We start from the raw sequence: 11,021 nt of genomic DNA, 5'->3' as shown, positions 1-11,021 counted from the left end.
CGGCAGCATCCAGCCAGGCCACCCCGACCGACGAGCGGCTCGACACCGGACCCGGCCTCGGCCCACCGGCACCGACAACCGCCTACGAACCCACCGCGACCCAACGCCGCTTCCTGCACGTCCGCGACCGGCACTGCCGCATGCCCGGCTGCCGACGACGCCCCGGCCGCTGCGACATCGACCACGCCATCGCCCACGCCGACGGCGGCCCCACCGACTGCTGGAACCTCTGCTGCCTCTGCCGCCGGCACCACCGCATCAAGACCTTCGCCCGCGGCTGGTCCTTCACCCTGCACCCCGACGGCCGGCTCACCGTCCGCACCCCCTCAGGCGTCTCCCGCACCACCCGCCCACCCGGCTGGTCCCACGACCCCGAACCCGACCCACCCTGGCTCGACGAAGAAGCACCACCAGACCCGTTGAGCGACTGAACTGCTACGCCGCCGCGCCACCGGGACGACCGCAACCGGATCCGTTCCCAAGCAGCGGGACGGCGAGGACAGTGGGCGGCGCAGTCGCGTCGTCCGGGCCTCGCCCGCTCGCCAGAGGAGCCGTCGCATGTACGCGCGTTCCACCACCATCGCCGGCAACCCCGAGCAGGTCGAGCGGGGCATCGTCTACATCCGCACCCGCGTCCTGCCGGCGGTCATGGGCATGGACGGCTTCATCGGCCTCTCCATGCTCGCCGACAGGCAGTCCGGTCGCTGCATCATCACCAGCGCCTGGGAGGACACCGCCGCGCTCCGCCGCAGCGCCCCCCAGGTGAAGGCCATGCGGGCCCGCGCCAGCGACATCCTCGGCGGGCCGGCGGTCGTCGAGGAGTGGTCGATCGCCGTCCTGCACCGCAGGCACCCCGCACCCGAGAACGCCTGCGCCCGTGTCACCTGGACCCGCGGCGACCCCGAACGGCTCGACCGGATGACCGACGCCTTCGGCATCAGCATGGTTCCCCGGCTCGAGGAGCTCCCCGGCTTCTGCTCGGTCAGCGTCCTCGTCGACCCGGAGGGCGGCCGCGCCACCACCGCCGTCACCTACGACTCCCGCGACGAGATGCAGGCCGCGCTCGACCGGGCCACCGACCTGCGGGAGGAGTTCACCGCTCTGATGGGCGCCGAGGTGGTCGAGGTCGCCACCTTCGACCTCGTGGTGGCCGAGCTGCGGGTACCCGAGACGGTCTGACCGGCGACGGTCAGCCCGGCCCCAGCGCCCGCACCGGCACCGTTACCGAGCGGGAGCCACCCGGCCACGTCGGCAGCAGCAGCATCTTCACCCCCGCCCCTCCGGTGAGGACGACGTGCACGTCGGACGGGGACGCCGCCACCCGCAGGTCCTCCGCCGCGTACCGCGCCAGCCCCGCGTGGAACGCGAGCACCGGAGCCGAACCCTTCAGCAGCGCGTTCCCCTGCTCGAACAGGAACTGCGCGATCCGCTCGTGCCCCCACCCGCGCACCGCCAGCAGCTCCGCCGGCTCCGGCGGCAGCAGGAGGAACTGCTCCCCCAGGCCGGCACTGCGCGGATCACCGGACGCCAACGCGACACCCGCCATCGCCGCCGCGGCCGGTCCCAGCACGGACGGCGGCTCCCGGTACCCCTCCCCCGGCAGCGCCTCGACCACGCTGCCGACGCCGATGACCGTCACCGCGTCGACGTCCACCCCGAGCCCTCGGCGCTGCGCCAGCGACGGCAGCGGCCGCGCAGCCTCCGCCGTGCAACAGGTGTACTTCGCCGGCTGCCCGATCGTCGACATGTCGGTCACCCCGGCCGTGGCACCCCCGATGCCCGCCAGCGCCATCGACACCGCCCGCCCGATGCACGCGTTCGCCCGGTTCCCGGTGCCCAGCCCGCCCGCGGCCGACGTCATGCCCAGGCGCCGCGCCACCGGCCCGTGCACCAGCACCGCGACCGCCGGCGCACCTGTCGTCGTCGAGAGCCCCAGCAGGTTGAACGGTTCCTCGAGCGCCGCACGGCAGGCGGCCGCCACCACCGGCAGCTCTCCGGGCCGGCACCCCGCGAGCACCGCGTACCAGGCCACCGCGCGCACGGTCAGCGAGCCGAACAGCGGCGGCACCAGTCCGAGCTCCTCGTCGGGAGCGGCGACGCCGTCCAGCATCGCGCCGAGCCGCGCCGCGGTCGGCGGCACCACCGGCAGCCCGTCCCCGTGCCCCGCCGACAGCAGCTCGACCAGCACCGCGGCGGCGTCGGCATCGGCCCCGACCAGCGGCAGCTCCGCCGGGCTCACGGCAGCTCCGCCGGGCTCACGGCAGGTCCGCCGGGCTCACGGCAGCTCCGCCGGGGTCACGGCAGGTCCACCGGGCTCACGGCAGGTCTGGCTTCGGGAGATCCGGGTTCACGGCCGCTCCGGCACCGCGCGCGTCACCGCCGCCGTCGCACCGAACGACGGGATCCAGGCCGAGTGCTTCCCCGCCCCGCCCGCGACCAGGATGTGCAGCATGTCCGGGCCGGTGCTGACCGGGTAGAGCTCCCCCTCGGGCTGCACGCCCCAGTCCTCGAACTGGCGCTGGTTCTCCTCCGACACCTTCGACACCGGCACCCGCGCCTGCTCCCACAACCGCTCGCGCAGCGACTCCGCGGTCCACCCGTCGCGGTGCAGCGTCGCCGCGTGCTCCGGGCCGAGCACCAGGAAGTGCGGCCCCTTCACGTACAGGTTGTTCGACCCCGTCTGCGCCATCGTGCCGGCGATCGTCATCAGCAGACCCTCGCCGGTCGTGCTCCCGTGGTCGTTGATGTTGTGCGGCCCCTCGCACGCCGCCACCGTCACCGTCGACTCCCCCGGCGCGAACCCCCGGCGCACCGAGAACGGCTCGAACGGGCTCTCCTCCTCGTTCTCCCCGAAGCACCACGTGTACTTCGCCGGCCCGCCCTGCGTCGACCGGTCCATCGAACCCGGCCGCGCCCCGCCGACGTGCGTCGTCACCAGCTGCACCGCCCGGCCGATCACCGCGTTGGCCCGGGTGCCCTGGCCGAAGCAGTTGGTGCCGCCGTTGATCCCCAGTGAGGTCCGCACCGGGCCGTTCACGATCACCAGCGGCGCGCAGGGGTGGGTCGTGGCCAGCACGCCGTGCAGGTTGTACTCCGGTGCCAGCAGCGCTCGCACCGCGGCGAGCACCACCGGCAGGTCGGCCGGCCGGCAGCCGGCCATCACCGCGTTCGCCGCGAAGCTCTCCCGCGTCGGCACCAGCCCGGACGGCGGCACCGGCCCGAGCTCCAGCTCGATGCCGTCGAGCGCCTCGAGCGCCGCCGCCACCCGCTCCGGGGTCGGCGGCACCGTCGGCAGCCCGTCACCCCAGCCGCGCTCCCACGCGACCTCGTGCCAGCTCTCCTCGGTCACCCCGGGGAGCTCGACGACCTCCGCCTCGCTCACTGCCCCTCCCGCGCGGCGTCGGCCAGCGGCAGCAGCGCGCCGGCCGCGGCCTCGATCCGCTCCACGAGCTCCTGCTCGTTCAGCCCGCCGACCGGGTGCGGCACCACGATCACCCGCGGCGTCACCCGCCGGGCCTTCGCCTGCGCCTCGACCAGCGGCAGGAACGTCGAGGTCACCAGCAGCGGTGCCACGACGCCACGCTTCTCCAGTTCCACCGAGTCGTGGAGACTCCACGACGAGCACGAGCCCTAGTCACCGACCGCCACCAGCACCATCTTGTAGCGCTGCGACAGCCAGTCGATGACGTCCTTGTCGGCCGCCGCGGAGGCGTTGGGCTTGCTGGCGAACCCGAGCTCGGGCAGCGCCCAGTGCTCCTGGAGCCGGCCGCCCACCCCGCGCAGCAGCTCGGTGGCGTTCGGCTTGGAGTTGGAGAACAGCGCCACCTCGGTCCAGTCCGCGCCGCCGCCGACCGCCACCGCACCCTCGGCCTCGTCCGCCGGCACACCGTAGGTCGGGTCGACGATCCGCAGCCCCGGCCCGGCCGCCGTCCGCAGCCCGGCCGCCGAAGCCTCACCCGCCGCGGTCCGGAGCACGGCCACCGCCGCCTCCCCCGCCGCCGCCCCGTCGTCCACCGCAGCCGTCACCGACTGCACCGCACCCGACCGCGCGTCACCGGCCACCAGCACCGTGCCCGCGGCGGTGCGCTCGCCGTCGGCCCGCAACCGCCCTGCGTCGTCGGCGGGCACCTCCTCGACCAACCCGCCCGGCCCCCGGCGTCCCACGTAGGGGAACAGGCCATCGACCGCCAGCTCCCGTTCCCCGCCGGGCGTGGCGACGACGACGCCCGCGAGCAGGCCCTCGCCGCGCAGCGCGGTCACGCTCGCCCCGGTCAGCACCTCGACCCGCTCCGCGGCGGCCAGCCGGCGGGCGCGGTCGTCGTTCCACCGCGGCTCCCCCGGCACGAGCACGGTGACCGCGGACGCCACCTCGGCCAGCTCCAGCGCCTCCTCGGCCGTCCACTCGTCGTCACCCACCACCGCCACCGGGCGGCCGCGGAACAGCGGGCCGTCGCAGCCGGCGCAGGTGGAGATCCCGCGGCCGACGAGCTGCTCCTCCCCGGGCAGGCCCAGCCGCCCCGCGCCCAGCCCGGTGGCCACGACGACGGCACCCGCAGTCACCGCGCCCTCGCTCGTCTCCAGCCGCGCCGGCGGACCGGGGCGCACCCGGGTCACCTCGTCGAACGCCATCACCACCCCGGCCGCCTCTGCCTCGGCGACCAGCCGCGACACCAGCCCGGCCGACTCCGCGACCTCCCCCGGCCGCGGGTGGTCGTGCACCGAGGTCAGGTTGACCAGCTGCCCGCCCGGGGCCATCCGGTCGTAGGCCACCACCCGCAGCCCCGCCTCGGCGGCCTCCCGCGCCGCGGTCAGCCCGGCGACGCCGGCGCCGACGACGGCGACGTCCCAGTCGGTGCTCATGCGCTCACCAGTCCCGTCGAGATCCGCGGCCAGAGCTCGTCGGCGCCGGCGCCGGCCAGCCGCCGCCCGAGCTCCCGGCCCCACGCCCGCTCGCTGCCGAACTCGTCCCGCCAGGACCACAGCCGCCGGCTGAGCTGGCCGAGCTCGTACTCCTTCGTCATGCCGATCGCACCGTGCGCCTGGTGCGCGGCGCGGGCCGCCACGGTCGCCGCCTCGCCGGTCACGGACGCGGCCGCCGCCACGTCGAAGAAGCCGGGGTCCGGCCGCGCGTTGCGCGCCGCCACCTCGACGGCCAGCCGGGCCAGCTCCGCCTCCTCGGCGATCGTCACCAGGTGCGCCTGCACCGCCTGGAACCGGGCGACCGGCCGGCCGAACTGCTGCCGCTCGCCGGTGTACCGGACGGTCAGCTCGGCCACCCGCTGCAGCGCCCCCGAGATCAGCGCCGCCCGGCCGAGCGCCCCGCGCAGTCGCAGCGCGTCGGGGTCCACGCCGGCCGGCGCCGCGGCGACCGCCTCGTCGGCCAGCGGGACGTCGTCCCAGGCCAGGGTGTCGCGGGGCTCCGCGGCGAGGTTGCGGCCCGGCTCGACCTGCGCCACCGCCGTCGGCGCCGAGACGACGTGCCGCTCCCCGCCGACGGACGCCAGCAGCACCACCCGGGTGCTCCGAGCGCCCCAGGGCACCCGCTGCACCCGCGCGGTGAGCCGCCACCGCCCCGGCCCGCCGGAGAGCTCGACGACGTCGCCGGGCCGGCCCGCCGCCACCGACACCGGACCCTCCGGCAGCTCCAGTCCCGCAGCGGCCAGCGCCCAGCCGGCCAGCAGCCCGCTCTCGGCCAGCGGCACCGGCGCGGCGAAGCGCCCGGCCACGGCCAGCAGCGCGCAAGCATCGGCGACGTCGCCACCCGAGCCGCCGACCTCCTCCGGCACCGACACGTAGGGGAAGCCCGCCTCGGCCAGCGCCGACCACAGCCGGTCGCTCCAGCCGGTGGCCTCGGCCGCGACCACGTCCTCCGGGGTGCACAGGTCGCGCATCAGCCCCGCGGCCACCTCGGTCAGCATCGTGCTGTGCTCGCTCATGCCAGCCCCTTCGCGGCCACGGACCGCAGGATCTCGGTGGTGCCGCCGCGCAGCGTGTAGGACGGCGAGGTCAGCACGGCCTCGGCCAGCAACTGCTGGAACAGCGTGCCCGTGCCCTGGTCGACCTCGGTCTCGGCGGCTCCCCGCAGCGCCTCGACCAGGTCCTGCTCGAATCGGGTGCCGACCTCCTTGACCAGCGCCGCCTCGATCGCCGGCACCTCCCCGGCGTCCAGGGCGCGGGCCACCGACAGCGACAGCGCCCGGATCGCCCAGGCCCGCGCGGCGAGCCGCCCGATGACCGTCGCCTCGTCGTCGGCGACCGCCTTGCCGGCGCCCTCGCGCACGAACTCCCGCAGCACCGGGAACGTCGAGAGCCACCGGTCGGGCCCGCTGCGCTCGTAGGCCAGCTCGCTGGTGACCTGCTGCCAGCCCGAGCCGATTTCGCCGAGGACCATGTCGTCGGGCACGAAGACGTCCTCGAGGGCGACCTCGTTGAAGTGGTGCGACCCGTCGAGGTACGGGATCGGCGAGATCGTCACGCCGTCGGCGTGCAGGTCGACGATCAGCTGCGACAGCCCGGCGTGCTTGCGGCCCTCCTCCATCGGGGAGGTCCGGCACAGCACGGCGAAGAAGTGGTTGCGGTGCGCCTCGCTGGTCCACACCTTGGTGCCGGTGACGGTCCAGCCGCCGTCCACCCGGGTCGCCCGGGTGCGCACCGAGGCAAGGTCGGAGCCGGAGTCGGGCTCGCTCATCCCGAGCGAGAAGTAGATCTCCCCCGCCGCGATGCCCGGCAGGAAGCGGCGGCGCTGCTCCTCCGTGCCGAAGTGCAGCAGCGTCGGGCCGGTCTGGCGGTCGGCCACGAAGTGCGCCCCGATCGGGGCGCCGGCGGCGAGCAGTTCCTCGGCGACGACGAAGCGCTCCACCGCGCTGCGGCCGTGCCCGCCGTACTCGGGCGGGATCGCCATCCCCACCCACCCGCGGGCGGCGAGCTTCCGGGAGAAGTCCGGGTCGTAGCGGCCGGCGAAGCCGAGCGCCGGCCGGTGGTCGGCGGGCAGTTCCGCGGCCAGGAAGTCGCGCACCTCGGCGCGCAGCGACTCCTCGGCGGGGGTGAGGGTGGTGGCGCCGAACTGCATGGCCGGTCTCCTCCGGTCGGGGGTGCCCGCCGGGCCGCCGAGGTGCGGCGGCCCGGCGGGGAGTGCTCAGGCGGTCTCGCGCCGCCGCTGGGACCACATCTGCGTGGCCCGCTCGAAGTGCAGGGCGGCCTCCCAGCCGATCCCGGGCGGGCCGGCCTCGGTGCGGAACGACCGGGCCGCCTCGCGGGCCAGCTCCGGGTCCTGGGCGGCACGACCGGCGAGCTCCAGGGCCAGGTCCTCGACCTGCTCGTCGGGCACCGCCTTCCACGCCAGCCCGATCTCGGCGGCGCGGACGCCGTCGATCTGCTCGCTGAACAGCCCCATCGCGGCGGTGGCCTCGCGGCCCGCCGTCCGGGAGCTGATGGTGAAGTAGCCACCGCCCGGGTGCAGCCCGATGCGCAGGAAGCCGGCGAGCAGCCGCGCGCTCTCGGAGACGATGCGCAGGTCCGTGGCGAGGGCCAGGTTGAGCCCGGCGCCCACGGCCGCGCCGCGGACGGCGGCGATCGTCGGCACCTGCAGCACGCCCACCCGGCGGAACGCCTGGTAGACGGCGCCCAGCTCCTTGTAGGTCTTGTCCTCGGCCTGGTCGGAGCCGGCCGTCCAGCGGCGGCGGTCGGCACCCGAGCAGAACATGCCGTCCTTGCCGCGCACGACCGCGGCGCCGATGGCGGGGTCGCGGTCCACCTCGTCGCACAGCTCCGACAGCTGCATGCCCATCTCGGGCGTCAGGCCGTTCTTCACCTCGACGTTGTCGACGGTGAGGACGGCGACGCCGCCCTGCTTCTCCAGGTGTACCTGTCCCACGCGGGGGTCCTGCCTCTCTGTTGAGTGGTGCTACTCGCCGAGCGGGGCGCGGTGGCCGGTGGTGCGCACCAGCACGTCGACGGCGGTCGCCCCGCCGCCCTGCGCCCCGACGATCAGGGGGTTGACCTCGAACTCGGCCAGCCTGTCACCCCCGGCGACGGCGGCCTGCGACAACCGCACCACCGCGTCGACGGCGGCGGCGACGTCGGCCGGCGGCGCACCGCGGAAGCCGGCGAGCAGCGGCCAGGCGCGCAGGCCGCGCAGCATCGCCCAGGCCCGTTCCGGGGTCACCGGCGCGAGGCCGCTGACGATGTCGCGGTAGAGCTCGGTGGTGATCCCGCCCAGGCCGACGGTGACCACCGGGGGGAAGCCGTCGCGGCCGGCGGTCGCGGCGAGGATCAGCTCGGTGCCGGGCGGGATGAGCTCCTGCACCTGCACGCCCTCGACGCCGGGTACGTGGTGCCGGCGGGCCGCCTCGACCAGCTCGGTGAAGACGGCGGCGGCCTCCTGGGCGGGGACGCCGACCCGCACGCCGCCGACCTCGCTCTTGTGCGCCAGGTCGCCGGCGGCCAGCTTGAGCACCCCCGGGCCGGGCAGCGCGGCGACGGCCTCGCGGGCCTCCTCCGGCGTGGTCACCAGCGTGGCGGAGGGCTGCGCGATGCCGATGGCGCGGAGCAGCTCGGGCCCGTCGACGACGTCGGCGTCCAGCAGTTCCCGGATCCGGGCAGCCGGCACCGAGGGGGCGGGCGGCAGCGCGGGCGCCGCCCCCCGGTGCGCCGGCGGCGCCATGCGCGCGGCGGCGCGGACCACCCCGCCGACCGAGCCGAAGACCGGGATGCCCGCGTCGCGGAGCACCCGCCGCCCCTCGGTGGTCAGCTCCTGGCCGGCGATCCAGCCGACGAGCAGCGGCACCGGCAGCTTGGCGGCCGTGAGCACCAGGTCCTCGGCGAGCCGGGCGCCGGCGTCGCCGACCACCATCGTCACGAAGACCGCGATCGCGTCCACCGACGGGTCGTCGGCGACGATCCGGCAGACGTCGCCGAAGGCGTGCGCCCCCCGGTTGAACAGCTGGGCGGTGACGTCGACCGGGTTGGCCAGCGCGCCGAACGCCGGGATCAGCGGGCGCAGCCGGTCCTGGGTGTCGGCGGAGAGCTCGGGCATCTCCAGGCCGAGGTCCTCGCACTGGTCGGCCGCGAGGCTGCCGGCGCCGCCCGAGGTGGTGACGACGGCGACCCGCCGCCCCTCCGACCGCTTGCCGGTGGAGAGCAGCGCCGCCACCGACAGCAGCTCGTCGATGTCGTGGACGAGCACCACGCCGTGCTCCTCGGACGTGAGCACGAAGGCGACGTCGTCCCCGAGCATGGAACCGGTGTGGCTGGCCACCGCGCGGCGCCCGGCGCTGGAGCGACCCGACCGCAGCACCACCAGGTGCCGGCCCGTCTCGCGCGCCCGGCGGGCGAGCGCGGCGTAGGCCTGCCCGTCGTCGGTGGCCTCCACGTAGAGCATCAGGACCCGGATCGCCGGGTCCTCCAGGAGCTCCCGGGAGACCTCCAGCAGGTCGAGGTCGGCCTGGTTGCCGGTGCTCGCCCAGAACGACAGGCCCAGCCCCATGTCGGTGGCGAGGTCGAGCACCGAGCCGCCGACCGCCCCGCTCTGCCCGACGTAGGCGACGCCGCTGTCGGAGGTGAGCGGCCGGTCGGCCGCCGCGGTGAAGGTGGCCACCACGCCGGTCGGCGCGTAGAGGAAACCCTGGCAGTTGGGCCCCAGCACCCGGACGCCGGTCTCCCGCGCCACCTCCGCCAGCCGCTGCTGCAGCGCCAGCCCCTCCGGCCCCACCTCGGCGAAGCCGGAGGCGTAGACGACGGCGGCCGAGGCGCCGACCGCGGCCGCCTGCCGGATCGCGTCCTCGACCCGGTCGGCGGCGACGAGCACGAGCACCAGGTCGACCGGCCCCGGGACGTCGGCCAGCGTCGGGTAGCAGCGCTGCCCGACCAGCTCCTCGTAGTTGGGGTTCACCGGGTAGAGCGCGCCGGTGTAGCCGTGCTCGACCAGGTAGCGCAGCGGCCGGGACATGAGGTTCTCGGTGCGCCCGGAGATGCCCAGCAGCGCGATCCCGCGCGGCCGCAGCAGGGCGCCGAACCCACCGGGGCGGGCGTCGGTCGGCGATCCGGTCAACGGGATCCGCCTTTCGGGCGGGCGACGGGGTGGGCAGGACCAGCTAAGTTGACACCGACGTCAGTGTCAACCACGCCCGAGCGTTCCGGGAAGGAGGCCCCTGGTGCAGCTCCCCGGTTCCGCCGACGGGCCGAGCGCGGCCCCGGCCGGCCCCGCCGCCGCTCCGGCGGCACCGGTCACCGAGCGCGGCCGCGCCATGCGCGTCCGGCTGCTCGCCGCCGCCCGGCAGGTCTTCGAGCGGGACGGCTTCCTCGACGCGCGCGTCACCGACATCTCCGCCGCGGCCGGTGTCGCGCACGGCAGCTTCTACACCTACTTCCGGTCCAAGACCGACGTGTTCCGGGCCCTGGTCGCGGCCACCATGGACGACCTCTACGCCTCCCTCGGCAGCGGCGCGGAGACCGATCGCGGCGCCCGCGACCGCCCGGCGGATCCCGTCACCGCCATCGAGCGGGCCAACCGCCGGTTCGTCGCGATGTACCGGGAGAACACCGCCCTCATGGCGCTGTTCGAGCAGGTCACCACCTTCGACCCCGAGGTGCGCGCGGTGCGGCAGGCGGCCCGCGAGCGGATGGTCGGCCGGGTCCGGCACAGCATCGAGCGGTACCAGGCCGACGGCGTCGTCGCCGCCGACCTGGACGCGGAGTACAGCGCGCACGCGCTCGTCGCGATGGTGAACGGCCTGGTGCACTACTGGCTGGTGCTCGGCGGCGACTTCGAGCAGGAGCGCCTGGTGGAGACGCTGACCCGGTTGTGGGCGCAGTCCCTGGGGCTCCCCGCCCACCGGTGAGCGCCCGGATCAGCCGGCGGCGGATTCGGCAGCACGATGAGTTGGTGGGTACGAGTTCGCCGTGCCGTGACACCGGCGGCCGTACTCCTGGGCCTTGAAGGCGGCTGTAAGGACCGGCGGCCACCGATGAAGTGCACGGCCATCCCTCCGCTCGTCGGTAACCTGTCGCGGGCTGCTCACTCG

General features: G+C 75.6%; 11 protein-coding genes. 3 read left to right on the top strand and 8 right to left on the bottom strand.

Annotated elements, in window-relative coordinates:
• On the top strand, positions 1-431 hold a 431-nt coding region (locus BMW62_RS22565), incomplete at its 5' end, for an HNH endonuclease signature motif containing protein (protein ID WP_170852288.1).
• A 127-nt stretch (positions 432-558) separates the two neighbouring features.
• On the top strand, positions 559-1,179 hold the full coding sequence (locus tag BMW62_RS08695) for a hypothetical protein (protein WP_091930449.1): 621 nt from the start codon (positions 559-561) through the stop codon (positions 1,177-1,179).
• A 10-nt stretch (positions 1,180-1,189) separates the two neighbouring features.
• On the opposite strand, the gene BMW62_RS08690 is transcribed toward BMW62_RS08695, so the two are convergent.
• The 8 genes from BMW62_RS08690 to BMW62_RS08655 all read right to left on the bottom strand — a co-directional run bounded on the left by BMW62_RS08690 (position 1,190) and on the right by BMW62_RS08655 (position 10,048).
• Positions 1,190-2,239, bottom strand: coding sequence for a hypothetical protein (locus tag BMW62_RS08690; RefSeq protein WP_091930448.1), 1,050 nt, complete (start codon positions 2,237-2,239; stop codon positions 1,190-1,192).
• Positions 2,240-2,347: 108 nt separating this feature from the next.
• A complete protein-coding gene (locus BMW62_RS08685; protein WP_091930447.1) occupies positions 2,348-3,382 on the bottom strand; it encodes a hypothetical protein in 1,035 nt (344 codons plus the stop codon).
• Positions 3,379-3,597 (bottom strand): UGSC family (seleno)protein, encoded by a 219-nt coding sequence (locus tag BMW62_RS08680; RefSeq protein WP_244523916.1) that lies wholly within the window; start codon positions 3,595-3,597, stop codon positions 3,379-3,381. The genes BMW62_RS08685 and BMW62_RS08680 overlap by 4 nt, the downstream gene beginning before the upstream one ends.
• A 33-nt stretch (positions 3,598-3,630) precedes the next feature.
• Positions 3,631-4,860: an NAD(P)/FAD-dependent oxidoreductase gene (locus BMW62_RS08675; protein ID WP_091930446.1), complete on the bottom strand. Its 1,230-nt coding sequence runs from the start codon at positions 4,858-4,860 to the stop codon at positions 3,631-3,633.
• Positions 4,857-5,936 (bottom strand): acyl-CoA dehydrogenase family protein, encoded by a 1,080-nt coding sequence (locus tag BMW62_RS08670; protein ID WP_091930445.1) that lies wholly within the window; start codon positions 5,934-5,936, stop codon positions 4,857-4,859. The genes BMW62_RS08675 and BMW62_RS08670 overlap by 4 nt, the downstream gene beginning before the upstream one ends.
• The gene (locus BMW62_RS08665; protein WP_091930444.1) at positions 5,933-7,069 is read right to left on the bottom strand and encodes an acyl-CoA dehydrogenase family protein; all 1,137 of its coding nucleotides are present in this window, start codon (positions 7,067-7,069) and stop codon (positions 5,933-5,935) included. The genes BMW62_RS08670 and BMW62_RS08665 overlap by 4 nt, the downstream gene beginning before the upstream one ends.
• Before the next feature lie 66 nt (positions 7,070-7,135).
• Entirely contained in the window at positions 7,136-7,873 is a 738-nt protein-coding gene (locus BMW62_RS08660) for an enoyl-CoA hydratase-related protein (RefSeq protein ID WP_091930443.1), read from the bottom strand.
• Between the two features lie 30 nt (positions 7,874-7,903).
• Positions 7,904-10,048 (bottom strand): acetate--CoA ligase family protein, encoded by a 2,145-nt coding sequence (locus tag BMW62_RS08655; protein WP_091930442.1) that lies wholly within the window; start codon positions 10,046-10,048, stop codon positions 7,904-7,906.
• A 103-nt stretch (positions 10,049-10,151) separates the two neighbouring features.
• Between BMW62_RS08655 and BMW62_RS08650 the strand changes: the two genes are divergently transcribed.
• On the top strand, positions 10,152-10,838 hold the full coding sequence (locus BMW62_RS08650) for a TetR/AcrR family transcriptional regulator (RefSeq protein ID WP_244523915.1): 687 nt from the start codon (positions 10,152-10,154) through the stop codon (positions 10,836-10,838).
• Positions 10,839-11,021 lie beyond the last annotated feature (183 nt).

Source organism: Blastococcus sp. DSM 46786, assembly GCF_900109665.1.
GTDB classification, from domain to species: domain Bacteria; phylum Actinomycetota; class Actinomycetes; order Mycobacteriales; family Geodermatophilaceae; genus Blastococcus; species Blastococcus carthaginiensis.
The sequence above is the reverse complement of the archived record's forward strand: the minus strand, read 5'-3'. Positions and strand labels throughout refer to the sequence as shown.

Excerpts from the sequence above, each read along its gene's own strand:
- BMW62_RS08695 (WP_091930449.1), top strand. The coding sequence starts at position 559 with ATGTACGCGCGTTCCACCACCATCGCCGGCAACCCCGAGCAGGTCGAG.
- BMW62_RS08675 (WP_091930446.1), bottom strand. The coding sequence starts at position 4,860 with ATGAGCACCGACTGGGACGTCGCCGTCGTCGGCGCCGGCGTCGCCGGG.
- BMW62_RS08670 (WP_091930445.1), bottom strand. The coding sequence starts at position 5,936 with ATGAGCGAGCACAGCACGATGCTGACCGAGGTGGCCGCGGGGCTGATG.
- BMW62_RS08665 (WP_091930444.1), bottom strand. The coding sequence starts at position 7,069 with ATGCAGTTCGGCGCCACCACCCTCACCCCCGCCGAGGAGTCGCTGCGC.